General features: G+C 74.5%; 20 protein-coding genes and 1 riboswitch. Of the genes, 14 read left to right on the top strand and 6 right to left on the bottom strand.

The window, feature by feature from the left end:
- Window positions 1-24 precede the first annotated feature (24 nt).
- A complete protein-coding gene (locus AC1DXT_RS16515) occupies window positions 25-228 on the top strand; it encodes a hypothetical protein (protein WP_477062392.1) in 204 nt (67 codons plus the stop codon).
- Here AC1DXT_RS16515 and AC1DXT_RS16510 read toward each other — a convergent pair.
- Window positions 215-1981 (bottom strand): hypothetical protein, encoded by a 1767-nt coding sequence (locus tag AC1DXT_RS16510; RefSeq protein WP_477062391.1) that lies wholly within the window; start codon window positions 1979-1981, stop codon window positions 215-217. The two genes, AC1DXT_RS16515 and AC1DXT_RS16510, sit on opposite strands and share 14 nt — an antisense overlap.
- Before the next feature lie 100 nt (window positions 1982-2081).
- Window positions 2082-2199, top strand: a riboswitch (TPP riboswitch).
- A 131-nt stretch (window positions 2200-2330) separates the two neighbouring features.
- Between AC1DXT_RS16510 and AC1DXT_RS16505 the strand changes: the two genes are divergently transcribed.
- Genes AC1DXT_RS16505 through AC1DXT_RS16485 form a run of 5 tightly spaced genes read left to right on the top strand, consistent with a single transcriptional unit; the run spans window position 2331 to window position 6834 of the window.
- Window positions 2331-2948, top strand: coding sequence for a YkoF family thiamine/hydroxymethylpyrimidine-binding protein (locus AC1DXT_RS16505; protein ID WP_477062390.1), 618 nt, complete (start codon window positions 2331-2333; stop codon window positions 2946-2948).
- Window positions 2945-3550: an ECF transporter S component gene (locus AC1DXT_RS16500; protein ID WP_477062389.1), complete on the top strand. Its 606-nt coding sequence runs from the start codon at window positions 2945-2947 to the stop codon at window positions 3548-3550. The genes AC1DXT_RS16505 and AC1DXT_RS16500 overlap by 4 nt, the downstream gene beginning before the upstream one ends.
- Window positions 3547-5124, top strand: coding sequence for an ABC transporter ATP-binding protein (locus tag AC1DXT_RS16495; protein WP_477062388.1), 1578 nt, complete (start codon window positions 3547-3549; stop codon window positions 5122-5124). Before AC1DXT_RS16500 ends, AC1DXT_RS16495 begins: the two co-directional genes overlap by 4 nt.
- Window positions 5121-5918 (top strand): energy-coupling factor transporter transmembrane component T family protein, encoded by a 798-nt coding sequence (locus tag AC1DXT_RS16490; RefSeq protein ID WP_477062387.1) that lies wholly within the window; start codon window positions 5121-5123, stop codon window positions 5916-5918. The genes AC1DXT_RS16495 and AC1DXT_RS16490 overlap by 4 nt, the downstream gene beginning before the upstream one ends.
- A 40-nt stretch (window positions 5919-5958) precedes the next feature.
- Window positions 5959-6834 carry a CHAD domain-containing protein gene (locus tag AC1DXT_RS16485; protein ID WP_477062386.1) on the top strand — a complete coding sequence of 292 codons (876 nt, stop codon included), beginning with the start codon at window positions 5959-5961 and terminating at the stop codon, window positions 6832-6834.
- On the opposite strand, the gene AC1DXT_RS16480 is transcribed toward AC1DXT_RS16485, so the two are convergent.
- From AC1DXT_RS16480 to AC1DXT_RS16470, 3 genes are read right to left on the bottom strand one after another with little or no spacing between them, the layout of a single operon-like run.
- The gene (locus tag AC1DXT_RS16480; protein WP_477062385.1) at window positions 6831-7475 is read right to left on the bottom strand and encodes a CYTH domain-containing protein; all 645 of its coding nucleotides are present in this window, start codon (window positions 7473-7475) and stop codon (window positions 6831-6833) included. The genes AC1DXT_RS16485 and AC1DXT_RS16480 overlap by 4 nt on opposite strands.
- Window positions 7476-7518: 43 nt before the next feature.
- The gene (locus AC1DXT_RS16475) at window positions 7519-10065 is read right to left on the bottom strand and encodes an ABC transporter permease (RefSeq protein ID WP_477062384.1); all 2547 of its coding nucleotides are present in this window, start codon (window positions 10063-10065) and stop codon (window positions 7519-7521) included.
- Window positions 10065-10805, bottom strand: coding sequence for an ABC transporter ATP-binding protein (locus AC1DXT_RS16470; protein ID WP_477062383.1), 741 nt, complete (start codon window positions 10803-10805; stop codon window positions 10065-10067). Before AC1DXT_RS16470 ends, AC1DXT_RS16475 begins: the two co-directional genes overlap by 1 nt.
- A 212-nt stretch (window positions 10806-11017) precedes the next feature.
- Here AC1DXT_RS16470 and AC1DXT_RS16465 point away from each other — a divergent pair, with 212 nt between their 5' ends.
- The 3 genes from AC1DXT_RS16465 to AC1DXT_RS16455 all read left to right on the top strand — a co-directional run bounded on the left by AC1DXT_RS16465 (window position 11018) and on the right by AC1DXT_RS16455 (window position 13923).
- Window positions 11018-12403, top strand: coding sequence for a DEAD/DEAH box helicase (locus AC1DXT_RS16465; RefSeq protein ID WP_477062382.1), 1386 nt, complete (start codon window positions 11018-11020; stop codon window positions 12401-12403).
- A 129-nt stretch (window positions 12404-12532) separates the two neighbouring features.
- Complete coding sequence (locus tag AC1DXT_RS16460) at window positions 12533-13135, top strand: sulfite oxidase-like oxidoreductase (protein ID WP_477062381.1); 603 nt, start codon at window positions 12533-12535, stop codon at window positions 13133-13135.
- Between the two features lie 41 nt (window positions 13136-13176).
- Window positions 13177-13923, top strand: a complete 747-nt coding sequence (locus AC1DXT_RS16455; protein WP_477062451.1) for a ferredoxin reductase — start codon at window positions 13177-13179, stop codon at window positions 13921-13923.
- Window positions 13924-13936: 13 nt separating this feature from the next.
- Here AC1DXT_RS16455 and AC1DXT_RS16450 read toward each other — a convergent pair whose 3' ends face one another.
- Window positions 13937-16543, bottom strand: a complete 2607-nt coding sequence (locus tag AC1DXT_RS16450) for a phosphoenolpyruvate carboxylase (protein ID WP_477062450.1) — start codon at window positions 16541-16543, stop codon at window positions 13937-13939.
- A 173-nt stretch (window positions 16544-16716) separates the two neighbouring features.
- Here AC1DXT_RS16450 and AC1DXT_RS16445 point away from each other — a divergent pair, with 173 nt between their 5' ends.
- The 5 genes from AC1DXT_RS16445 to AC1DXT_RS16425 are packed head-to-tail and all read left to right on the top strand — an operon-like array spanning window position 16717 to window position 22538.
- Window positions 16717-17721 carry a ketopantoate reductase family protein gene (locus AC1DXT_RS16445; protein WP_477062380.1) on the top strand — a complete coding sequence of 335 codons (1005 nt, stop codon included), beginning with the start codon at window positions 16717-16719 and terminating at the stop codon, window positions 17719-17721.
- A gap of 30 nt (window positions 17722-17751) precedes the next feature.
- Window positions 17752-18420 (top strand): helix-turn-helix transcriptional regulator, encoded by a 669-nt coding sequence (locus AC1DXT_RS16440; RefSeq protein WP_477062379.1) that lies wholly within the window; start codon window positions 17752-17754, stop codon window positions 18418-18420.
- Between the two features lie 59 nt (window positions 18421-18479).
- Entirely contained in the window at window positions 18480-18806 is a 327-nt protein-coding gene (locus AC1DXT_RS16435) for a DUF2249 domain-containing protein (RefSeq protein WP_477062378.1), read from the top strand.
- A 22-nt stretch (window positions 18807-18828) separates the two neighbouring features.
- Window positions 18829-19950: a hypothetical protein gene (locus AC1DXT_RS16430; RefSeq protein WP_477062377.1), complete on the top strand. Its 1122-nt coding sequence runs from the start codon at window positions 18829-18831 to the stop codon at window positions 19948-19950.
- Window positions 19947-22538 (top strand): multicopper oxidase domain-containing protein, encoded by a 2592-nt coding sequence (locus AC1DXT_RS16425; RefSeq protein ID WP_477062376.1) that lies wholly within the window; start codon window positions 19947-19949, stop codon window positions 22536-22538. The genes AC1DXT_RS16430 and AC1DXT_RS16425 overlap by 4 nt, the downstream gene beginning before the upstream one ends.
- Window positions 22539-22545: 7 nt before the next feature.
- Here the strand turns inward: AC1DXT_RS16425 and AC1DXT_RS16420 are convergent, their stop codons facing one another.
- On the bottom strand, window positions 22546-24282 hold the full coding sequence (locus tag AC1DXT_RS16420; protein WP_477062375.1) for a hypothetical protein: 1737 nt from the start codon (window positions 24280-24282) through the stop codon (window positions 22546-22548).
- Window position 24283 lies beyond the last annotated feature (1 nt).

Genomic DNA, 24283 nt, shown 5'->3' with positions numbered 1-24283 from the left:
GGCACGAACTACCGAGGAGACCTCGTGTCGAAGAAGCAGCGGCGTGACATGACCGAGTGGTGGCTGACCTACCTGGGTCCCGCACAGGTGGGCAACATCCGCGGCCCGCGCAAGGAGCTGACCGAGGACGAGGTCGCCCGCGACGCCGAGCTGCAGGCGGGGTTCGAGCGCGTCGTCGACGCCACCGGCCGCACGTTCCTGGTGGAGCGTCCCGCTACTGGTAGCTGACCAGGTCCGGCACCGGCTGGACCTGGTACGTCTGCGTCGGGTCCAGCATCGGCTTGTCCTCGTCGAAGAAGTTCTTCCACCCCCAGTGCACCGGCGGCGCGTCGGTCCGCAGCGCGTTCCAGGTGCCCGCCTTCGCCGGCTGCGAGCCCTGCCCGTCGACGTGGATGACCAGCGCCAGCTCGTCGCGTGACGTGTCCAGCCGCGCCCGGTCGGTGATCATCCGGCCCGCGAACTGGTGCAGGACGAGCATCTTCTGCGGCAGCGCGCGCTGGGCGGTGAAGTCCGCGAGCCAGGCCACGACCCCGTTCACCTCGTCGATGCCGACGGAGCCGATCTGGCGCAGGTGCACCTGGTCCAGGGCGAGGCGCCACTCGGGGTCGAGCGCGAGCCCGACGTAGGGCAGGGCGAGCAGGTCGGCGTACTGCTGGGCCTGCGTGAGGAAGTCGGTCCGCCCGGGCTGCAGGTCCAGGACGACCGCCATGCCCGCCGCTCCCGCGGCCTCCACCAGGGGACGCAGCTCCTCGACGGACCGCTCCTGCGAGTAGTTGCCGTCGTCCCCGGGTCCGGCCGAGGCGATGGTCGCGATGATCTCGACCATCGGCACCACCGCGTCGGTGGTGAGCGTGCGGTAGGGCGCCGCGGTGCCGTCGGCGCGGGCGAGCGTCGCGGGCACGTCCTGCTCCCCCAGCACGCCGAGCGCCGCGGATCCGGGCGTGCCGTACAGGGCGACGTACTTCTTGCCCGGCACGCCCGGGACCTGCGGGAACACGAGCTGCCCCCCGCCGCCCAGCAGCGCGCCCGTCCGTGCGGCGGCCACCCGCTTTGCCAGCAGGTCGGCCGGGCCGAACGCGGCGCCGACCGCGATCGCGTGGTCCGGCGCGGCGGCGGCGATCGCCTGCACGCCCGGGGTCGTGGCGCGCGGGTCCCCGCCGGGGGTGTCGAGCACCGGGATCCCGACGGCGCGGAGGGTCGCGAACGCCGCGACCGGGTCCACGCCGACCCCGGTGAGCGCGACCGTGGCGGCGACCGCGGTGGGCGGGCGGGTCGTCGGCAGCGACGGGGCGGACGTCGGAGAGGGGGTCGGCGACGCCGACGCCGTCGACGGGGTCCGGGTCGTCGACGGGGTCGGGGTCGGCGACGGGGTCGGTGCCGGAGGTGCTCCCTGCACCACCAGCACGGCCGGCCGAGGAGCCGCGAGCGCTCGCACGGCCGCGGCCTCCTGCCCGGGCGCGACCGGGACCGGCGCCCCGAACCTGGCCCCGGTCGCCGCGCGCAGCGTGGCCGCGTCCGCACCGCTCGGGACAGGGACGACGGCCACCGACCGCGGCGGCGCGAGCGTCACCGCGCCGACCGCGAGCACCGCCTCGGCATCGAGCCGCTCGATCTCCGCGAGCAGTGGCGCGGGGTCCACCGCAGCGGCGGTCAGCAGGACCGGAGCGCCCAGCGCGACCCCTGCCGACGCGGCGGTGAGCTGCGCCGCGACGTCCTCGGCGGGAGCGACGACCACCACGGGCGCGGTCACGAACACGGCACGCGACGCCTCGAGGGCCGCGTCCTGGGCGGTCGCCGCGGGGAGCACCGTGGCGGCCTCCGCCGGCGCGCCGGTCTCAGCGGTGACCGCCGTCGGGGTCGGCGTCGGACTCGGGGTGCTCGACGCCGTCGGGGTGGGCTCGACGCGGGTGCCGTCATCCGTGCAGCCCGTCAGCGCCAGCAGGGCGACCAGCAGCGCAGCGCGTCGTCGGCCTAGCGGCACGGCTCTACCTCCTGGTCGACGGTCGACGGACAGCATAGGAGTGCCCAGCAGTCGGACCGGGGGTTTCCGCTCCCACCGCCGGAGGGCTAGGTTCGGCGTCGACAAGCCCCCGGGGAGCGCAGGAGCGCTGAGAGTGCGGCCGGACACCACGTCCTACCCGCAGACCCGTGGAACCTGATCTGGTTCATGCCAGCGTAGGGAGCAGGGCACTGTCGTCGGCCGCGCGCCGGCGGTCGGCGTCCTCCGGGCCGGTCGCGCTGCGGCGCGCCCTCCTGGTGGACCCGTCGCGACGCGTCGCCGGCGACCTCGTGCGGCTGCCCGGGGGTCCGCCGCGACACCGGAGGACCCGATGAGCACCCTGACCAGCCCCCTCGCCGACCGACGAGCCACCGAGCTCGGAGTCGGTGCTCGCTTCTCGCTGCACCCGCACTGCGACGACTACGTGGAGGTGATCCTCAGCGCGCTCGCCGCCGCCGACGCCTCCCGCGTGACGGTCCGCACCGACGACGTGTCGACCTTCGTGCGTGGCAGCGAGGGCGACGTCATCCGCTACGTGCACGAGGTCCTGGCCGCGGCGGGAGAGACGCGGTGGCACGTCGTCGCCCATCTCCTGCTCTCGCGCGGCTGCCCGGGCGAGGTGGCGTGCGAGCTGCCCGACGACRCCCTGCTGGACCGCGTCCCCGTCCCGGTGCTCGCCCCGACGGGACTGACCGCGAGCGCGCACTGGGCCCTGTACCCGCTGGACGACACCGGCGGCGACCACCTGGCGCACATCATGACTGCCATCGGCACGGCCGGATCGGCGGCCACGACGTCGCCGGAGCATTTCGTCACGCGTCTCGACGGCGACCTGTCCGACGTGCTCACCGCGGTCGCGGCGGGCTGGCTGGAGGCGGCGCGCCACGTCCGGCACGTGGTCACGCACGTCACCGTGTCGATGCACTCGCCGTCGGGCGGTGCCCGGTGAACCGCCGTCGGATCTCCCTGTCCGAGCTGGTCCTCCTGGCCGTCCTCGCGGTGGTGTCCGGGTTCGTCTACTGGGCGCTGGTGCAGGCGTGGATCGCGCTCCAGATCGCGATGGGCCCGTTCGGTGACCTCGCCCAGCACGTGCTCATCGGCGGCTGGATGGCGGCGGCGCCCCTCGCGCTCTACATCGTGCGACGGCCGGGCGTCGGCATCGTCGTGGAGCTGGCGGCCGCGCTGGTCGAGGTCGTGTTCCTCGCCTCCCCGGTGGGCCCGATGCTCCTGGTGGTCGGTCTGGTGCAGGGAGCCGGTGCCGAGCTGGCGTTCACCCTGACGCGGTACCGGCGCTACGACTGGGGCGTCTTCGTGGCCTCGGGAGCGCTCGCCGGTCTGGCCAGCACCGCCCTGGGCATCGTCCGGTTCGGCTGGCTCACGCAGGACTGGTTCGCGTGGCGGCTGGGCCTGCAGGTGGCCAGCGGGATCCTGCTGTGCGGTGTCGCGGCGAAGCTGATCGGCGACGCCCTCGCCCGCACGGGGGTCCTCGACAACACCCCGCTGGGCCGAGCCCGCCGCGAGGCGACGCCGAGCCCGGTGCCCGTCGCGTGATCGAGGTCCGCGGTCTGGGCGTCTCGTTCCCCGGGTCGGCCGCGCCCGTGCTGCGCGGCGTGGACCTCGACGTGCAGCCGGGCGAGCAGGTGCTCGTGCTCGCCGGGTCCGGCGCCGGCAAGAGCACGCTGCTGCGCGTGCTGGCCGGCATCGTGCCGCAGGTGGTCGATGCCTGCGTCACGGGCCGCGTCGTGGTCGCCGGGTTCGACGCGACGACGACCCCGACCGCGGACCTCGCCACCCGGGTGGGCACCCTCACCCAGGACCCGACCGACCAGCTGTGCCTGCCCACGGTGCTCGACGAGGTCGCGTTCGCGCTGGAGAACCGCGGGGTCGACCCGGCGCTGATCGGTCCTGCCGTCCGCCGCACGCTCGCGTCCGTGGGCGCCGCGCACCTGGCGGACCGGCGCACGGCCGAGCTGTCCGGGGGCGAGGGGCAACGGATCGCGCTCGCGGCCGCGCTCGTGGCGGACCCGCGGGTGCTGCTGCTCGACGAGCCGACAGCCCTGCTGGACCCGGCGGCCGCGCGCGCGGTCGCCGCGGCCGTGCGAGCAGCGGCCGGTGCCGGCCGGGCGACGGTCATGGTGGAGCACCGGCTCGACGAGCTCGGACAGCTGCCCGCCCGGGTGCTCGTCCTCGGCCCGGACGGCCGGGTGCACTCCGACGGCCCCACGCACGAGGTGCTGCACGAGGAGTCCCGCGCCCTCGCGCACCTGGGCACGTGGCAGCCGCTGTCGGCCGAGCTGGCGGCGGCGGGCGTCGGCGCCCTCGGGCAGCTCCCGGTCGACCCCGTTCCGCCGCCTGCGTCGGGGCCGCGCGTGCTGCGCGCTCGTGGGCTGACCGTGCGGCGAGGGCCTCGCACCGTGCTCGACAGCGTCGACCTCGACGTGCACGCCGGCCGGGTGACCGCGGTGGTCGGCCTGAACGGGTCCGGGAAGAGCACGCTGCTGCTCGCGCTCGCCGGGCTCGTGCCCGCGGTCGGGACGGTGGCCGGCGGGTCGGTGGGGCTCGTGTTCCAGCATCCGGAGCACCAGTTCCTCGCCCGCACGGTCCGCGACGAGATCGCGTGGGGACCGCGGCGCGCGCGGGCGACGGACGTCGACGCACGCGTGTCCGGCGCCCTGGACGCGTACCGCCTGGCGGGGCTGGGGGAGCGCGACCCCTTCCGGCTGTCCGGCGGTCAGCAGCGCCGGCTCTCCCTCGCGGCGATGGCGGTGTGCGGGCACGACGTGCTCCTCGCCGACGAACCGACCTTCGGCCAGGACCGGCGCACGTCCGCGGCCTGCGCGGACGCCCTGCGCCGGCTCGCGGACGAGGGCCGAGGGATCGTGCTGGTGACGCACGACCTGCGACTGGTGGGCGAGGTCGCCGACGACGTGCTGGTGCTGTGCGAGGGGCGCGCCCTGGCGCACGGACCGGTGGACGCGATCCTCGCCGACGACGCGCTCCTCGCACGCGCCGGGCTGCCCCTGCCCCCGGTGCTCGCGGCATGGCGAGCCACCGACCACCGGGTGCGCGACGTGCTGCGCGCCCTGCGCGCCGCCACCGGGCGGACGACGTCGGTGCCGGCATGAGCCGCCTCGGGCAGGCACTCCCCCACGACTCGCTCCTGCACCGCCGCAACCCCGCGGTCAAGCTCGCCGTGTTCTTCGTGGTGTCGGTCCTCCTGCTGGTACCGGTCGACCCGTGGACGCCCCTGGCCCTGCTCGTCGTCGCGGTGCCCGCCGTCCTGGTGGCGGGCCGGATCCCGTGGCGGACCCTCGGCGGCGCGGCGCTCCTGTTCGGCCCCTTCGCGTGCTCGCTGCTCGCCGTGAACGCCGTCACCCGCGACGGTCCGGTCGTCGCCGAGGTGCTGGGGCTCGAGGTGACCGGCACGGGCGTGGCCATCGGCGCCGCGCTCGCCCTGCGCACCGTGCTCGTCGGCATCCTCGCCGTCGCGTTCAGCCTGACCACCGACGGCGCCCGACTCATGACGAGCCTGCACCAGCACGCCCGGCTCGGCGCGCGCCCGACGTTCGCCGTGCTCGCCGGCTACCGGGTGCTGGAGGACCTCCCGGAGCGGTGGACGACGATCCGGCAGGCGCAGTCCGTGCGCGATCCCCGGCGCCGCGCGGGCGCCCTCCCACGCGACCCCGGCTCGCTCACCAGGGCGGCGTTCACCCTGCTGGTGGTCGCGCTGCGGCAGGGCGAGCGGATGGCGATCGCGATGGAGACCCGTGGGCTGGGCTCGGGTCAACGGACCGTGCACCGGCCCGTCGCGCTGGACCACCGCGACGCGGTCTTCGCCGCCGTGGTGCTGGGCGTCTGCGCGCTCGTGGTGCTGGCGTCGTGGCGCGTCGGGGTGCTGCGGACCTGGGACACGCTCTGAATCACCGTGTGCGGCCGTCCGGCTGTGCCAACCTCGACGCATGGAGACCGCGGGCGAGGTCGTGCAGGCGTACGTCGCGGTGCAGCTGGAGCGCCTGCTCGCGGCGGTTCCCGCCGTCCGTGCCGGTGACGACGACGCCGTGCACGACGCGCGGGTGGCCACCCGCCGGCTGCGCGCCGTCCTCTCGGTGTACCGCCCGGCCCTGGACCGCACGGTCACCGACCCCGTGCGCGACGAGCTCGCCGACCTCGGGCGGGCGCTCGGGGCCGCCCGGGACCCCCACGTCGAGCGGCACACCCTGCTGCGCCGACTGGCGCAGGAGGACCCTGCCCTGGTCGTCGGACCCATCGAGCAGCGGATCGACGAGGACCGCTCCGCCGCCCGGCTCCTCGCGCAGGACGAGGTCGACGCCTGGCTCGCGTCGGCACGGTTCGCCGCGCTCGTCGCCGCGCTCTCCGCGGACCGGCCCGGCGGCCCCCGGGCGGATCGCGATGCCTCGACGTTCCTGCCGCGCCGCGCACGCCGGGCGTGGGAGCGGCTCGACCGGGCCGTGGAGCTCGTCGAGCAGGCGCCTCCGGGGGTCGAGCGCGACGAGGCGCTGCACGAGGTGCGCAAGGCGGCGCGGCGCGCGCGGTACGCCAGCGAGGTCGCCGTGCCCGTCGTCGGACCGGCCGCGCGGCGCAGCGCCAAGCGGGCGCACCGCGTGCAGGAGATCCTCGGGACGCAGCACGACGCGGTGGTGCGGCAGGAGACGTTGCGGCGGCTCGCGCACCAGGCGGAGCTCGACGGCGAGAGCACGTTCACGCACGGACGCCTGCACGCGCTCGAGCAGGTGGCCGCGCAGGAGGCGGAGCGGGCGGCGAGAGAGCCCGTGCGCAAGGCCGCCCGCCGAGGGCACCGCCGGTGGACGCGCTAGTCGGAGAGGTGCTCGTCCGGGCGGTGGTTGTGGCCGAGGCTCTGCAGGAACCGCGGGCCGACGCTCGCCAGCTCGGCCTCGTACGCGGCCGCCCACGTGCCGTAGGGCGCACCCGCGAGGGCGTCGTTGGAGAACCGCGGGTCCGACGTCAGCTCGGTCACGCAGAAGTCGGGGATGGTCAGGTCGGTGACCGGTCCGCCGCGCTCCACCTCGGCGACCACGAGCGGCGCGTTCCCGCCCGCGAACGTGTCGACCACCCAGCCGTCGTCGCCGAGCCAGACCGAGTGCCGCGTCTTGGCCACGCGGGCACCGCCGCGGCGCACCAGCTCGAGGCCCACGGACACGTCGAGCTCGCGCTCGGCCTCGTAGCGGGTCCCCTCGTTCATGGGTCCCTTGACCGTGATCGCGCAGAAGTCCATCTGGTCCGCGTAGCGCTCCAGGATCGCGAGCTCGTCGAGTCCCGGCTCGAGCGCCAGCCCGTCCACGGTGGCCTGCACCCGGACCCGGATGGCGAAGCCGGCGTCGGCCAGGACGTAGCTCTGGACGATGAGGGCCGGTGCGGCGTCGAGGAGCTCGGCAGGGACGTCACGCGCCCAGAAGCGACGCTCGAACTCGAAGTCGCCGTACCCGGTGTCGCTCACCCTCCGAGGGTATCCGCCGAGGTCACCGGCGGCGTGCACATCGCTACTCGGTGCTGACCGCGTCGAGGACGGGCAGCCGCGCCGCGCGGACCGCGGGCCACAGCGCGGCGATCACGCCGACGACGACCGCGAGCGCGAGCATGAGACCGATGCTGGCCCACGGGATCGCGAGCGTCCGCAACCCCACGTCGGCGAAGACCGTGGGCAGCGTCGCGGCGAGCGCGACCCCCAGCACCAGCCCCACCGCCGTGCCGAACACCGCGGTGAGGACCGACTCCAGCGTGATCGTCGTGCCCAGCTGCAGGCGGCCCAGGCCGACCGCGCGGAGCAGCCCGATCTCCCGGGTCCGCTCGATGACCGACAGGGCGAGCGTGTTGACGATGCCGAGCACCGCGATGACGACCGACAGTCCCAGCAGCGCGTAGAGGATCACGAGCACGCGGTCCACCTGCGCGGCGAGGTCGGAGACGAACTCGTCGCTGTCCATCACCGACACCACGACGTACGGGCGGACGGCCGCGGTGAGCTCTCCCCGCAGCGCCGCGACGTCGGCACCGTCGGCCGCCGTGACGAACACGGTGGTCAGCCGCTGCTCGTCGGGGGCGAACAGGGTGTCGAGCACCTCCTGCGACACGACGAACGGCACGCCGAACGCCGGCGAGTCGATGACCGCGCCGATGGTGAGCGTCTCCGAGCCCGACGAGCCGACGAGCGTGAGCTCCTGACCGAGGGACCAGTCCTCGTCGTCCATCGTCGTCCGCTGGACCGCGACCTCGCCCGCCGCCAGCGCACCGGGGAACTCCCCCTCGACCACCTCGGTCCGGATGCTGCGGCCGACGGCCGTGGGGTCGATGCCGGTGACGGCGAAGATGGAGTCGCCGACCAGGACGCCGACCGTGGCGAACGTGTCCGCCGCCCGGACGCCCGGCAGCGCGCGCACGTCGGCCACCGCCTGCTCGGGCACCGTGCCCTGGGCGGCGCCGCGCAGGATGTAGTCGGTGGTGGCCTCCTGCGTGACGATCGCGCTGGTCGACGCCTGGGTGGTGGCGGCGATCACCGCCGCGGCCCCGACGAGCGCCATCCCGACCATGAGCGCACCGGCGGTGTTGGCCGTGCGGCGCGGGTTGCGGGTGACGTTCCCGCGCGCCAGCGGGCCGACCGGCCGCCACCCCGCCACGGGCAGGGAGGCCACCCGCAGGAACCCGCGCGCCAGCACCGGGGACGCCGCCAGCACGCCGAGCACCACGGCGCCCGCCCCGCAGCCGAGCAGGGCGCCCGCGTGGTCGGCCGTGGGGTCCAGGAGAGCGAGCACCACGGCGACCACACCGGCGACCACGAGTGTCACACCGATCACCGCGCGGCGGACGAGCGAGCGTTCCGGCAGGGAGACCTCGTCGCGCAGCGCCTCCACCGGCGGGACCAGCGCGGCACGACGAGCCGGCACGGCCGCGGCCACGACGCTCACCAGCGTGCCGACCAGCACCGACACCACCAGGGTGAACCCGTCCAGCGGCACCTGACCCGTCAGCTGCATCCCGAACGTGCCGAGCACCTCCCGGAGCAGCACGACGAGCCCGAGCCCGCCGGCCACGCCGAGCACAGCACCGACCACCCCGACGATCGCGGCCTGCAGCACGATCGAGGAGAAGACCTGCAGCGGGGAGGCCCCCACCGCGCGCAGCAGGGCGAGCTCGCGGGTCCGCTGGCGCACCCACATGGAGAACGTGTTGGCGATGATGAAGCCGCCGACGAAGAGCGAGATCCCGGCGAACACCAGCAGGAACGTGGTGATGAACCCGAGCACCGTGAGGATGTTCTCGGTCGCCCGCTCGCGCACCTCGTCGCCGGTCACCGCCTCCGCGGGAACCGCCGACGCCGCCGCCACGGGAGCGATCCGGTCCACCACCTGCTGCTCGGTGAGCCCGTCGTCCGCGAGCACCGAGATGGTGGCGACCGTCCCGTCGGGTGCGAACGCGGCCGCCGCCGTGCCGGCGTCGAGGAAGACCACCGTCGCACCGGCCAGCGCGGAGCCGAGCCCGATCTCCCCGACCACCGTCACGGGCCGGACCTCGCCGCCGACCACCACGCGAGTCGCGTCACCGATCGCCAGACCCGAGGCGCGAAGCGTCGCGGACTCCACGGCGATCTCGTCGGAACCGCCCGGCGCCCTCCCGGCGACCACGTCCACGGCCCGGTCCCGCGGGTCGTACGCGAACCCGAAGCTCGGCGCCTGGGTGCTCTGCACCGCGGTGCCGTCGGCTCCCACCAGCACGAGCGGCCCCTGCAGGTCCGGGAGCACCGCAGCCACGCCGTCGACCGCCTCGAGCTCGTCGACCAGCGTGAGCGGCACCGGGTTGCGCACCTCCGGGCTGATGCGGTCCGGCCCACCCGTGCCCCCGGCGGGCTCGGCACCCTGCACGTAGGCGTCGCCGAGGGTGGTCGTCGCGACGATGTCGGTGAACGTGGACCCGAGCATGGTCCGCAGCGCGAACGTCCCCGCCACGAAGGCGACGCCCAGCGCGACCGCGAGCACCGAGAGGCAGAACCGCACGAGGTGCGCCCGGACCCCGCGCAGGGCGACCCGGACCATCAGGGGGCGCCGACGCGCAGGGCTGCCAGGGCGGCGAGCACGGACTCGGCGGTCGGGTCCCGCAGCTCCCCCACCACGCGGCCGTCCGCGAGGAAGAGCACCCGGTGGGCGTACCCGGCGGACGTCGGGTCGTGCGTGACCATCACGACGGACTGCCCGAGGTCGTCCACGCTGCCGCGCAGGAAGCCGAGCACCTCCGCGGCGGACGTGCTGTCGAGGTTGCCGGTCGGCTCGTCCGCGAACACCACGGCCGGTCGGGCGACGAGGGCACGCGCGCACGCGACCCGCTGCTGCTGGCCGCCGGACAGCTCCGTCGGCTTGTGCCCGAGCCGGTCCGTGAGCCCGAGCGTCTGCACGACCAGGTCGAGGTGAGCGCGGTCGACGGGCCTTCGCGCGATGTCGAGCGGCAGCGTGATGTTCTCCAGCGCGGTGAGCGTCGGCACCAGGTTGTAGGCCTGGAACACGAAGCCGACGCGGGTGCGGCGCAGCGCCGTGAGCTTCCGTTCGGACATGCTGCTCACGGTCTGGCCGTCGACCACCACGGTCCCCGACGTCGGCCGGTCGAGCCCTGCGAGGCAGTGCATGAGCGTCGACTTGCCCGACCCCGACGGCCCCATGATCGCCGTGAGCTCCCCGCGGGCCAGGTCCACGTCGACGCCGTCGAGCGCCCGCACGGTCGTCGATCCGGCGCCGTAGACCTTGACCAGGTCGCGGGCGGAGGCGATCACGAGGCCGGTCATCGGGGTGCGTTCCTCCTGGTGCGGGGGCTGTTGGGTCCGATCGTCCCTTGTGACGCTCGACACCGCGAGCCCCCGCGAGACATGTCGTGTGAGAGGGTGGGGACACCAAGGGCTGCGCGAACCTGCGCGCCCCGCGTCGTGGAGGTCCCCCGGAGCACTCGCTCTGGTTGCTCTGGCGGCGGACCCCGACCAAGCCCCGAGAGGCTCTATCTATGACTTCGTTCGCCGCACTTGGCGTGCCCACAGCCCTGTCCACCGCGCTGACGGCGCAGGGCATCACCGCCCCCTTCCCCATCCAGACCGCCACGCTGCCCGACTCGCTGGCGGGCCGGGACGTCCTCGGCCGCGGCCGCACGGGCTCCGGCAAGACCCTCGCGTTCGCCCTCCCCCTCGTCGTGCGGCTCGCCGCCACCGCGGGCAAGGGCAAGGCCGCCCGCCGCCCCCGCGCCCTCGTGCTGGCCCCGACGCGCGAGCTCGCCTCGCAGATCGACGCCACGATCGCCCCGCTGGCCAAGGTGATGGGCCTCAACACGACCGTCATCTTCGGTGGCGTGTCGCAGGGCAAGCAGACGTCCGCGCTCAACGGCGGGGTCGACATCGTCGTCGCCTGCCCGGGCCGCCTCGAGGACCTGCTCAACCAGAAGGCCCTCACGCTCGACGACGTGCAGATCACCGTGCTCGACGAGGCCGACCACATGGCCGACCTCGGCTTCCTGCCGGGCGTCAAGCGCATCATGGACAAGACCCCGAAGACCGGCCAGCGCCTGCTGTTCTCGGCCACCCTGGACAAGGGCGTCGACCAGCTGGTCAAGCGCTACCTGACCTCGCCCGTCGAGCACTCCGTCGACAGCGCCGAGTCGCCCGTCGCCGCCATGACCCACCACCTGTTCGAGGTCCGCGACGCCGACGCCAAGAAGCAGGTCGTCCACCACCTCGCCTCCGGCACCGGCCGCCGCCTGCTGTTCATGCGCACCAAGCACCAGGCCAAGAAGCTGGCCAAGCAGCTGACCATGGACGGCATCCCGGCCGTGGACCTGCACGGCAACCTGGCCCAGGGCGCCCGCGAGCGGAACCTCGAGGCGTTCTCCTCCGGCGCCGTCCGCGTCCTGGTCGCCACCGACATCGCCGCGCGCGGCATCCACGTCGACGACATCGAGCTCGTCGTGCACGTCGACCCGCCGGCCGAGCACAAGGCGTACCTGCACCGCTCCGGCCGCACCGCGCGTGCGGGCTCGGGTGGCGACGTCGTCACGATCGTCCTGCCCGAGCAGCGCGGCGACGTCCGTGCGCTGACGCGTGCCGCGAAGATCACCGCGACGCCGAAGCCCGTCTTCCCCGGTGACGCGACGCTCACGCGCCTCGTCGGCGAGGTCGCCGCCCCGGTGAAGTACGTCGCACCCCCCGTGACCGCCAGCACCGGCGGCGGCGGTGGCGGCGGTGGTCGTGGACGCGGCCGCGGTCGCGTCGGTGCCCCGGCAGCGACGGCCTCGGCCGGCGCGTCCGGTCAGCGTCGCCGTCGCGGCGGCAGCGGCCGTGGCACCAGCGGGGGTTCCGGTTCGACCTCCGGCGGCCCGCGCGTGGTCTACTCGCGCGGCTGACGTATCCGCAGATCAGAGGCCGGTCCGAATCTCGGACCGGCCTCTGGCGCATCCACCCGGAGTGGCCGCATGATGATCCGGAGCGTCCTCGACCCCGGGAGTGACCATGCCCCACCGCACGGCCGTCTGATGGCGATCATCTCCCGCGGGTTCCGCGGCAAGCGCGAGACCGACCCCCGGATCCCGCCCGGCCAGTACCTGGAGCGCGGCTTCCCCGTCCTGTCGGCCGGCCCCACCCCGCGCGCCGACCTGTCCACCTGGACGTTCTCGATCACCGCCGGCGGGGCGACGCGCGCCAGCTGGACCTGGTCCGAGCTGACGCACCTGCCGCACGACGACATCGTCAAGGACATCCACTGCGTCACCAAGTGGACCAAGCTCGACTCCGCCTGGCGCGGCATCTCCCTGGACACGCTCCTCGACGGGGTCGAGATCGCCCCGGAGGAGCAGTACGCGATGGCGCACTGCGACGGCGGGTACACCACCAACGTGCCGCTCGCGGACCTGCGCGGGGGCAAGGCGTGGATCGCCTACCAGTACGACGGCGCACCCCTGCCCCCGGAGCACGGCGGCCCCGCCCGGCTGCTCATCCCGCACCTGTACTTCTGGAAGTCCGCGAAGTGGGTGCGCAGCCTCGACCTCCTGACCGAGGACAGCTGGGGGTTCTGGGAGCGGCTCGGGTACCACGCCTACGGAGACCCCTGGAAGGAGCAGCGGTACTGGGGAGACTGAGCGTGACCTCTCCCGACACCGAGCTGTACGCCCTCCCCTGGATGGTCGGCACGCTCGTCGCCCGCACCGCCGAGACCCCGACGGCCATGACCCTCGAGCTCGACGTCCCCGGCTGGCGGGGCGCCCTGGCCGGGCAGCACGTCGACATCCGGCTGACCGCCGAGGACGGCTACTCCACCCAGCGCTCCTACTCGCTGGCCTCCGCCGGCACCATGGGCCTGCCCGGCGTTCCCCCTGATCCGGCCGACCACGACAGCCGGATCGCGCTGACGGTGCAGGTCGTCGACGACGGCGAGGTGTCCCCGTACCTCACGGAGGACCTGCAGGTGGGCGACCAGGTCGAGCTGCGCGGCCCCGTGGGGCACTGGTTCGTGTGGCAGCCGACCGACCCGCACCCGGTGCAGCTGATCGCGGGCGGCTCAGGCCTGGTGCCGCTCATGTCCATGCTCCGCACCCGCCGGCTGGCCCGGAGCGTCGCGCCCTTCCGCCTGGTCGTCTCGGTCCGGACGCCGCAGGACGCGATCTACGCCGACGAGCTGGAGGCTCTCGGCACCGACGTCGCGATCACCCGCGTGTGGACGCGACGCGGGCCTGACGGGTGGACCGGCCGCGTCGGACGGATCGACCCGGCCCTGCTGGAGGCCGCGTGCTTCCCGCCCGACGAGCGCGCGCACGTGTTCGTCTGCGGGCCGACGCCGTTCGTCGAGACGGTGGCCGACACGCTGGTCGACCTCGGGCACGACCCGGAGCGGATCCGGACCGAGCGCTTCGGACCGACCGGCCCGTAGCGCGGGTGCGCGGTCAGCCGGTGTTCTGCAGGCCGGCCGCGACGCCGTTGACGGTGAGCAGCAGGAGCCGGCGCAGGTCGTCGGCCTGCTCGGGGGCGTCTCCCGTGCGCAGGCCGCGCAGCGCGCGGAGCTGGAGCAGGGACAGCGCGTCCACGTAGGGGCTGCGCAGCTGCACGGCCCGGCCGAGGATCCGGCGGCGGGACAGGATCGCCTCGCTGTCGGTGATGGCGAGCACCCAGCGGCGCGTCAGGGCCATCTCGTCCAGCACCTGCTGGGCCAGGTCGTCCCGGTCGCCGAGGGCGAGGTACCGCTCCGCGATGCGCTCGTCGGTCTTGGCCAGCGACATCTCGACGTTGTCGATCATGGTGGCGAACAAGGGCCACTGCGCGTAGGCCGTGCGCAGCTCCTCGAGGTCACCGACCGTCTCCAGCGCCGTGCCCAGGCCGTACCAGCCGGCCAGGTTGATGCGGGCCTGCGACCAGGAGAACACCCACGGGATCGCGCGCAGGTCGTCGAGCGACTCCACGGAGAGTCCCCGCCGTGCCGGGCGCGAGCCGATCGGCAGCATGCCGACCTCCTCGAGCGGCGTGACCTCGGCGAACCACTGCGGGAAGCCCTGCGCCTTGACCAGCTCGTGGAAGCGGATGCGGGACGTCTCGTCGAGCTGCGCAGCCAGGGGCGCGAACCGCTCGGTCGCGGCCGCGTTGTGGCGCTCGACCGAGGGCGCACCGGCCAGCAGCGTCGCCGCGGCGACCTGCTCGATGTGCCGTGCCGCGATGACCGGGTCGCCGTACCGGGCGAAGATGACCTCGCCCTGCTCGGTGAGCTTGAACCGGCCGTCGACCGACCCCGGAGGCTGGGCGAGGAGCGCACGGTTGGCGGGGCCGCCACCACGCCCGAGGGCGCCGCCGCGGCCGTGGAACAGGGTGAGCACGATCTCGTTGCGCCGCGCCCACTCGGTGATCCGGCGCTGCGCGGTGTCCAGCGTGAGGGTCGCGGAGACGGGGCCGACGTCCTTGGACGAGTCCGAGTAGCCGAGCATGACCTCGACCCGGCGCCCGTTCTCCGCGAGCCGCCGCTGCACCTGCGGCAGCTGGAGGGCGCCGTCGAGGATGTCGACGCTGGCCTCGAGGTCCGCGAACGTCTCGAACAGCGGCACCGCGTCGATGACCGGCGCGTCCATGCCCGCGAACGTGAGCTCCGCCAGCTCGTAGACGGCGGCCAGGTGCTCGGCGGACTGCGTGAACGAGACGATGTAGCGGCGGGCGGCCAGCACGCCGTAACGCCGCTGCACGGCCCCGATGGCGCGGAACGTGTCGACGACCTCGACCGTGCGGGGTTCGAGGGCGCCGTCGATCCCCTTGGCACGCAGGTCGGCCAGCGCACCCTCGTGCACCTGCGAGTGCTGCCGGACCTCGAGCTCGGCCAGGTGGAACCCGAAGGTCTGCACCTGCCAGATGAGCCGCTGCAGGTCGCCGTACGCCGCGCGGTTGGCGCCGGCCTCGGCCAGCGAACGCTGCACGACGGCGAGGTCGGCCTCGAGCTCCGTCGCGTCGCCGTAGGCGAGGTCCGCGTTCCGGGTCCGGGTGGCCGCGATGCGCTCCGCGAGGAAGTAGACGACCCGGCGGTGCGGCTCGTTCGGGGCGTCGCCGGCGATGCGTGCCGCCAGGGTCGCGGACAGCCCGCGCTGCTTCTGCCACAGTGCGCCGAGCTCGTGCGACGCGGGCGTCCCCGAACCGTCGAGGGTGAGTCCGTGGGCGGACTTGCGGGCGGACGACTCGAGCTCGAGCAGCGCGTGCTCGGACGCCATCGCCGCGGCGTCCTCGGTGATCTGCGCGGTGACGTTGGGGTTGCCGTCCCGGTCCCCACCGATCCAGGTGCCGAGCCGGGCGAACGGGCGCACGGCGGGGGCCGTCGTTCCCCCCGCGTCGGCCAGCAGCCAGTCGTCGAGCCGTCGGTAGACGGCCGGCAGCACGTCGGCGAGGGTCGCCTCGAACACGTTGATCACGGTGCGGACCTCGTCCAGCACCGACGGCTTGGCCTCCCGCAGCGGGGCCGTGCGCCAGAGCGTGTCGATCTCGCTCAGCAGACGACGGTCGTTCTCCGCGAGCGACATCCCGCCGATGTACCGCAGGTCCCGCTCGGCGACGAGCTCCGCGATGCGGCGGATCGCGCTGGAGACCGCACGGCGACGCGCCTCGGTCGGGTGCGCGGTGAACACGGGCCGGAACTCGAGCTCGGCGAGCCGCTGCCGTGCGACGTCCTCCCCGACCTCGTCGGCCAGCTGCGCCACCGCGGCCGGCAGCGAGTCGTCGGGTGCCAGGTGGTGCGGCTGGAGGCTGGCCTCGCGCTCCCGCAGGACGCGCACACGGTGGTACTCCTCCGCGGTGTTGGCCAGGTGGAAGTAGCACGTGAACGCCCGGGCGACCTGCTCGGCACGCGCCAGGGTGAACCCGGCGACGAGCTGCTCGGCCTGCGCCAGCGCCTCCGCGTCCGGGCCGTTGTGGGCGCGGATCGCGAGCTCGCGCAGCGCCTCGACGTCGGCCAGCAGCTCCTCGCCACCCGCCTCGCGCAGCACCCGGCCGAGGAACTCGCCCAGCACGCGGACGTCGTTGCGCATCGGCTCGGGGATCTCGTGGCTCGCGGGGCTCCGGGCAGAGCTCTGGACGGCGTCGCTCGGCGAAAGAGGTGCGGTCACGGGCCAAAACTAGGGCACGCACCGCGATGGGTGCCCGTGCGTCCAGGCGATGGGCAGTGTGACGTACTCGACGTGCCACTCCCTACGGTGGGCCGGTGCGGCACATCATCATCGGGGCGGGAGCGGTCGGCGGCGTCGTCGGCGGGCTGCTCGCGAGCGTCGGCAAGGACGTCGTCCTGGTCGCCCGCGGACCACAGCTGGCCGCTCTGCGCGCCGGCGGGCTCGAGGTCACGACCGCGGCGGGGACGGTGCGGGTGCGGCCCGGGGTCTCCGCCGGTCCCGACGACGTGGACCTCCGTCCGGACGACGTGCTGGTCCTCGCCGTCAAGAGCCAGGACACCGCCGACGCGCTCGCTGCCTGGTCCGACCGGCCCGTCGCCGGCGGCGGGACCGCGGCCGAGCGGCTCGCCGTGGTCTGCGCGCAGAACGGCGTGGACAACGAGCGCGCGGCCCTGCGCGTGTTCGCCCGGGTGATCGCCATGTGCGTCTGGCTCCCGGCCACCTACCTCGAGCCCGGACGCGTGTCCGCAGGCGGCACGCCGGTGCCCGGGGTCCTCACGCTCGGCCATGCATGGGCCGCACCCGCAGACGGGGACGACCTGCTCGCCGAGTACGCGCAGGAGCTCGACGACGCGGGTTTCCGTGCGCCCGTGGCCGCGGACGTCATGGCCTGGAAGTACACGAAGCTGCTCACCAACCTCGCCAACGCGGTCGAGGCGCTCTGCGGCTCCCTCCGGGACGACGACGCCCGCGAGCTCGCCGCACGCGCCGACGCCGAGGGCCGCGCCGTGCTGCGCGCCGCCGGGATCGTGACCCTCGACGACGCCGTGCACGACGCCGCCCGCGCCGGGTTCCGCGTCGAGCGACTGTCCGGGCAGGAGCGCGGTGGAGGGTCGTCGTGGCAGTCCCTCGCGCGCGGGGCGGGGTCGATCGAGTCCGACCACCTCAACGGCGAGATCGTCCTGCTGGGCCGGCTGCACGGCGTGCCGACCCCGGTGAACGCGGTCCTGCAGCGGCGTGCCCGCCAGGCTGCTGCGGCGGGCGCCCGCCCCGGCGCGACGACGGCGGAGGAGCTCCTCGCGGAGGCCGCCCGAGCCTGAGCTTTGAATGCACGCTGTTACTGTCAATTCATGGTCCCGACCGGGCAGAGCGAGGCGTGGCACGCCGCCCTGGCCAGCGAACCGCGCCGCCGCGTGCTCGCGATGCTCAGCGAGTCCCCCGACCCGCTGGACGCCCTCACGGTGGCTGTCGGCGTCGGGGTGCACGTGACCACGGCGCGGTTCCACCTCGACCAGCTGGAGGCCGCCGGGCTCGTGTCCCGGCAGGTCGCGCGGTCGGGTCGACGCGGTCGACCGCAGGTCCTGTTCCGCGCCGCCGTCCTCCCGAAGCCGCCCGAGGAGGCGCAGCAGCAGCTCACCCACGCACTCGCCGCGGTGATCGGCGAGGACGTCGACGGCGGCCGCGCCCGTGCGGTGCGCGCCGGCGAGCAGTGGTCCGCGCAGTACGCGACGATGGCCGAGACGGACCCGGTGCCGCCACTGCTGGGGGTGCTCACAGAGATCGGTTTCGAGCCGGAGCTGCGCGCGGTCGAGGGCGCCATCGCCCTGCCGGCCTGCCCGTTCCGGACCGAGGCGCGGGCGAACCCGGACGTCGTGTGCTCGGTGCACCTGGGGCTGCTGCGGGGTGTCGCCCGCTCGCTGGGGCACGACGGCGACGGCCTCCGGCTGCGTCCGTTCGTGCAGCCGGACCTGTGCCTGGTGGACCTGCCGGACGACTGGGTAGGTCCAACGTCCTATTGAAAGGACGTTGGTCCTCTTAAATTGGTTCCCAGGGTCACCCGACCCGCCGAGGAGGAACCATGCCCGCCGAACCGATCAACCTGTCGGCCCACCGCCCCGGCGCGGTCGCCGCCGAGTCGCCCGTCGAGCACGCCTGCGAGTGCGGCCACGACGACGCCCCGAGCATCGTCCTCGACGCCCGCACGATCCCGCACGCCGTCCGGCACGCCTCGATCTTCGGCGCCCTCGGCGCGATCCAGCCCGGCTTCGCGCTCGACCTCATCGCCCCGCACGACCCGCTGCCGCTGCTCGCTCAGCTGGAGCGCAGCCGCCCCGGCGACTTCGCCGTCTCCTACCTGGAGAGCGGACCGGACGCCTGGACGGTCCGCCTCACCCGCGCGCTGTAACGCCGGCACCGGCCCGCCGCGGATGACCACGCTCAGCCCCGCCCGGCGCCCCGGCACCGGCACGGCGACGCGACCCCGGGTCCCCGCCCGGCTCGGCCTGCTGCTTCTCGGCGGGTTCGCCCTGCTCGCGGGGCTCGATGGCGCCCTGGTGCTCCTCGGCCTCGCGGCGCCCGTCGACTCGCTCCGGCTCGCCGAGGTGCACGGGCCGCTGATGGTCTTCGGGTTCGTCGGCACCGTCGTCACGCTCGAACGGGCGGTGGCGGTACGCCGGCCGTGGGCCTACCTCGCGCCCGGCCTGCTCGGCGCGGGCGGGATCGCGCTCGTCTCGCCGCTCCCGGTGGTCGTGGGCCAGGTCCTGCTGGTGGGCGGCAGCGCCGTGCTGCTGGTCGCCTACGCCGCCATCTGGCGCAGGCAGTCCTCGGTGGCCACCGCGGTGCAGGTCGTGGGCGCCCTGATGGGCCTGATGGCGACCGCCTTGTGGTGGCGTGGCCTGGGCATCCCCCAGCTCGCCCCGCTGCTGATCCTCTACCTGGTGCTCACGATCGCCGGTGAGCGGCTCGAGCTCTCGCGCCTGTCGCCGTCGGTGGACCAGCGCGCCGAGCAGTGGCTGTTCGGCATCGGCCTCGGGCTCGCCGCAGGTGCGGTCGTAGCGCTCGTCCTCCCCGTCGCCGGGTACCCGCTCCTCGGCCTGGGCATGCTCGCCGTGGTGGGCTGGCTGTCCCGGCACGACGTCGCCACCCGCACCGTGCGCTCGGCCGGGCTGCCGCGGTACATGGCGTGCTGCCTGCTGGCGGGCTACGTCTGGCTGGTGGTCGTGGGCGGCATCTGGCTGGTGCAGGGGCCGGTCTACGCCGGCCCCGCGTACGACGCGATGATGCACGCCGTATTCCTCGGCTTCGTGATGTCGATGATCATGGCGCACGCCCCGACCATCCTTCCCGCGGTGCTGCGCCGCCCGTTGCCGTACCGCCCGGTCATGTACGTGCCCGCAGCGCTGCTGCACGTCTCGCTGCTCGCCCGCGTGCTGCTCGGTGACGCCTACGGTCACCCCGCCCTGGTGCAGTGGGGCGGGGCACTCAACATCGTGGCGGTGCTCCTGTTCGTGGTGGTCGCGGTCGCGTCCGTGCTGAGGGGGACGCGATGAGGGACCGGATGTGGCACGTCCTCACGGGCATCCTGGTGCCGGCCTGGCTGCTCGCGGCGGCGCTCGGCACCCTGCTGCACCGGATGCTGCCGTCGTCGGGCTGGCTGCTCGTGCACCTGCTGCTGCTCGGCGCGGTGAGCACCGCCATCCTGATCTGGAGCCAGCACTTCGCGGACACCCTGCTGCGGCGACGAGCCCTCGGTCACCGGCTCTCGCTGGGTCTGCGCCTGGCGGCCCACACGGTCGGTGCCGTCCTGGTCATGACCGGCATGGTCGTCGACGCGTTCGGGCTCGTGCTGGCCGGCGGGATCCTCGTCGGCCTGAACGCCGTCGCGCACGCCGTGGTGATCGTCGGCCAGTCACGTGGCGCGCTCCCGGCGCGGTTCTCCCCCCTGGTCCGCTACTACGCCGCCAGCGCCCTGATGCTCGCGGTCGGGGTCACCCTCGGCGTGCTGATGGCCCGACTGGACGGAGGCGGCGAGGACTACGAGCGCCTGTTCCTCGGGCACCTGGGCCTCAACCTGCTCGGCTGGGTGGGGCTGGCCGTCATCGGGACCATCGCCCTCCTGTGGCCCACCGTGCTGCACACCAGGGTCGAGGCAGCGACCGCGGCCGCCGGGCCGACCCTGCCCGTGCTGATGGGCGGCCTGGGGCTGCTGGCGCTCGGCTGCCTGACCGACCTGCGTCTCGTCGTGACCCTGGGGGTGCTGGTCTACCTGCTCGCGCTCGGCCGGGTGCTGCGCGAGGCCGTCGGCCACCTGCGCCGCGCACCCGCCGTCACCTACGCCGGCTGGAGCCTGGGCGCCGCGCTCGCCTGGTTCGCGCTCTGCACGCTCGGGTTCGCCGTCCAGGTGGCGCTCGCCCCCAGCTGGACCGTCGCCGCCGCCCGCGTCGAGGCGCTCGTGCCGTACCTCGCCGTGGGCTTCGCCGCGCAGGTGCTCCTGGGCGCGCTCAGCTACCTGGTGCCCGTCGTGCTCGGCGGCGGCCCTGCGGCGGCCAAGGCCACCGCGGCCGAGCTCGACCGGGGCGGCCTGTTCCGGGTCGTCACCGTCAACGCCGCGCTCGGCGTGTCGGTGCTGCCCGTGAGCAGCAGCCTGACCGTGGCCCTGTCGCTGCTGGTGGTGGGCTGCATGGCCAGCTTCCTGGTGCTCTTCGCCCGCGCCCTGCGCACCAACCGGCGGGTCCGCGCCCTCCCGCTCGTGCGCGTGGCGCCCGGAGAGCGGTCCCCCGTCCCCGCGCCGCGCGCGACCGGCCGGATCCTCGTGGCCGCGGCCGCCGTGCTGCTCACGGTGACCGCAGGCATCGTCGTCGATCCCCCGTCCATGGGCCCGCAGACCGCCTCGGCGCAGGAGGGCGCGCCCGTGCACGCGACCGGGCACACCACCGAGGTCACCGTCGAGATGGTGGACACCCGCTTCGTGCCCGACCGTGTCGAGGTCCCGGTGGGCGACGAGCTCGTGATCACCCTCACCAACCGCGACGACATGGTGCACAACCTCGTGCTCGAGACCGGGCTGGTGTCGCCGTCCCTGGAGCCGGGCGAGAGCGAGGTGGTGACGGTCGGCCCGATCGGCGGCGACGTGCAGGGATGGTGCTCCATCGCCGGCCATCGTCTGCTCGGCATGGACCTCGACGTCGTCGCGGTGGGCGCTCCCGAGCACGTCGGTCACGACGTCGACGCGACAGGGGCCTCGGCCGCGGACGAGCTCGACCCGATGAGGGAGCCCGAGGCCGGCTTCGTGGCCCGCGACGCGACGGTGCCGCCCGCCGCGGGCACCACCGTGCACCGGCGCACCCTGACCGTGAGGGACGTGCAGACCGAGGTCGCCCCCGGCGTGACGCAGACCCTGTGGACCTTCGACGGCACCGTCCCCGGGCCGACGCTGCGCGGCTCCGTGGGGGACGTCTTCGAGATCACCCTGGTGAACGAGGGCACGGTGGGGCACTCCGTCGACTTCCACGCAGGCGGCATCAGTCCCGACGAGGTGATGCGGACCATCCAGCCGGGTGGCCGTCTGACCTACACGTTCACCGCCACGCGGTCGGGCATCTGGCTCTACCACTGCTCGACGATGCCCATGTCGATGCACATCGCCAACGGCATGTTCGGGGCCGTCATCATCGACCCGCCCGGTCTGGCCACCGTCGACCGCGAGTACGCGCTGATCCAGTCGGAGCTCTACCTCGGCGCGCAGGGCGGAGAGGTCGACGCCGCGAAGCTGCAGGCTCGGGAGCCCGATCTCGTCGTGTTCAACGGCTACGCGAACCAGTACGCCGCGCGGCCGCTGTCGGCCCGCACGGGCGAGACCGTGCGGTTCTGGGTCCTCGCCGCGGGGCCGGACGTCGGCACCTCCTTCCACGTGGTCGGCGGCCAGTTCCACACCGTCTTCAAGGAGGGCGAGTACCTGCTCCGGGACGGTGGCAGCACCGGGACGGGTGGCTCGCAGGCGCTCGACCTGGCCGGTGCCCAGGGCGGCTTCGTCGAGGTCACCTTCGCCGAGGCGGGGCACTACCCCTTCGTGAGCCACGTCATGTCGGACGCCGAGCGGGGGGCCCGCGGGATCGTCACGGTCACCGACCCGCCCTGAGCACCGTCTACTCGACCAGGAAGTCGTACCGGACCCCGCTGGGCGGCAGGCCGGTGCTCACGCTGGTCCGGTGGGCGGCCCAGACGTGCAGCGACCCGTCCACCCAGCGCGCCGACTGGTAGGTGCGCTGCACGACGATGCCCCCGCTGGGCACCTCCTCCTCGGGGATCAGCAGGGCACCGTCGGGGCCGCCGCCGAGCAGCCGGGTCACGCTGCTGACGACGCGGCGCCCCCCGGACAGCTCGAGCACCGAGCCGCGGGCCAGCACGACCTGCTCGGTCCCGTCGACGCGTACGGGGAGCAGCGGGACCCAGTGCGGCGGAGGCGCCTGGGCCAGGTGGTAGTCGGGCGCCTCGTCGGGGTCGCCGGGTAGGTCGGGCGGCCGCGCCGCGCTCAGCTCGACGCCCACCTGGAGCGGTGACTCCTGGAGCTGCTCGACGGCCCAGCCGAGGTTCGCCTGCTCGTCCCGGGCGAGCACCACCTGCTCCACGACCGGCCCCACGACGGGCTGGGCGAGGCGCGGTGCCAGGTAGAGCAGGTTGGTGATCGGGACGCCCTCCGAGCCGTCGCTCGACGGGCTGGAGTGCTGGAAGAGCCCCCACCGGCTGGACGACTCGAGCCGGTGGTGGCCGTGCGGCCGCAGCAGCGTCCGGGCGCCGAACGTGTCCGTGACCACCAGCGACGTCGACGACACGAGGTGGCCGACCGGGAGCTCCACCCCGATGACGAACCAGTCGTTGCCGTAGCCGGACAGGGTCTCGATGAGGAGAACCTGGGCCAGGTCCGTCTCGGCGGGCTGGAGCGCGGCGAGGTTGAGCCGGCCGTCCTCGAGCTCCCAGAACCGGCGGGCGGGCAGACCCGGGGCCGTGACGGGCGCGGGCATGACCGTGCGGGTGACCGCCTGGCCGACCTCCGCAGGGGTGGTCCCCAGGTTCACGTCCCCGTTGACGTCCAGCTCGTACCAGTCGAGGGTGTCGCTGTCGTAGCGGTGGGCGGTCAGGGTCATCTCGCTCGCCGGCTCGGCGGGCCTGCGGGTGGCGAACGACGCGGTGTGCTCGAACCGGGTGGGCTGCCAGCTGGTCGCGTCCGGATCGGCGTCCGCGAACAGCCCCGCGACCAGCCGCAGCCAGTCGGCACCGGCTGCCCGGAGCTCGGCGCGGTCGGCCTGGGCGATCTCGACGCCGAGGCGGATCAGGTCCCGACCCTGCAGCTCGCCGCGCAGCCGCCGCCCGTCGACGCTGCGGCCGGCGTGCAGGCGCGCAAACCCGGCGGTCGCGGGGTCGAGGGTCGCCAGCACCTCCGGCGCGGGCTCCGGCACCGCGAACGCCCGCACGACGTCGGGACCGTAGTCGCGCGACGTGGTCTGCTGGGCCAGGACCCGCAGGAACAACCGCCCGGTGTCGACGGCGAGGCGCAGGCCCTCGGCGGACGCCGCGGTCGTCGGCAGCGGCGCCCCGGCACGCTCGACGAGCGTCTCGAGCGGGGCCGCCATCGCGTCGAACCTCGGTGCCTGCAGCGTCGTCTCGGGCGGGACCGGACCGGCCACGAAGCGGGTGGGTCGGGAGGCCTCGCCGCGCCAGCGCGCCAGCACCGGGGTGCCGCCGTCGTGGCCGGCGAACTCCCCCACCTGCCACTGCCGGGCCAGCAGCCACAGCGGGTCCTGCACGGGCGCGGTGGCGCCGTCGATGACGTCGGGCCGCAGCGGTTCCGGCTCCAGCCGGGAGAACGTGGTGATCGAGGCCATG

This window comes from Cellulomonas sp. P1_G12_2 (genome assembly GCF_056405535.1).
Note: the sequence above shows the minus strand (reverse complement) of the source record. Positions and strands in the feature narration are given on the sequence as shown.

Excerpts from the sequence above, each read along its gene's own strand:
- AC1DXT_RS16490 (WP_477062387.1), top strand. The coding sequence starts at position 5,121 with ATGAGCCGCCTCGGGCAGGCACTCCCCCACGACTCGCTCCTGCACCGC.
- AC1DXT_RS16450 (WP_477062450.1), bottom strand. The coding sequence starts at position 16,543 with ATGCGCAACGACGTCCGCGTGCTGGGCGAGTTCCTCGGCCGGGTGCTG.
- AC1DXT_RS16430 (WP_477062377.1), top strand. The coding sequence starts at position 18,829 with ATGACCACGCTCAGCCCCGCCCGGCGCCCCGGCACCGGCACGGCGACG.
- AC1DXT_RS16420 (WP_477062375.1), bottom strand. The coding sequence starts at position 24,282 with ATGGCCTCGATCACCACGTTCTCCCGGCTGGAGCCGGAACCGCTGCGG.
- AC1DXT_RS16470 (WP_477062383.1), bottom strand. The coding sequence starts at position 10,805 with ATGACCGGCCTCGTGATCGCCTCCGCCCGCGACCTGGTCAAGGTCTAC.
- AC1DXT_RS16455 (WP_477062451.1), top strand. The coding sequence starts at position 13,177 with ATGGTCGGCACGCTCGTCGCCCGCACCGCCGAGACCCCGACGGCCATG.
- AC1DXT_RS16475 (WP_477062384.1), bottom strand. The coding sequence starts at position 10,065 with ATGGTCCGGGTCGCCCTGCGCGGGGTCCGGGCGCACCTCGTGCGGTTC.
- AC1DXT_RS16485 (WP_477062386.1), top strand. The coding sequence starts at position 5,959 with ATGGAGACCGCGGGCGAGGTCGTGCAGGCGTACGTCGCGGTGCAGCTG.
- AC1DXT_RS16465 (WP_477062382.1), top strand. The coding sequence starts at position 11,018 with ATGACTTCGTTCGCCGCACTTGGCGTGCCCACAGCCCTGTCCACCGCG.
- AC1DXT_RS16435 (WP_477062378.1), top strand. The coding sequence starts at position 18,480 with ATGCCCGCCGAACCGATCAACCTGTCGGCCCACCGCCCCGGCGCGGTC.
- AC1DXT_RS16440 (WP_477062379.1), top strand. The coding sequence starts at position 17,752 with ATGGTCCCGACCGGGCAGAGCGAGGCGTGGCACGCCGCCCTGGCCAGC.
- AC1DXT_RS16425 (WP_477062376.1), top strand. The coding sequence starts at position 19,947 with ATGAGGGACCGGATGTGGCACGTCCTCACGGGCATCCTGGTGCCGGCC.
- AC1DXT_RS16460 (WP_477062381.1), top strand. The coding sequence starts at position 12,533 with ATGGCGATCATCTCCCGCGGGTTCCGCGGCAAGCGCGAGACCGACCCC.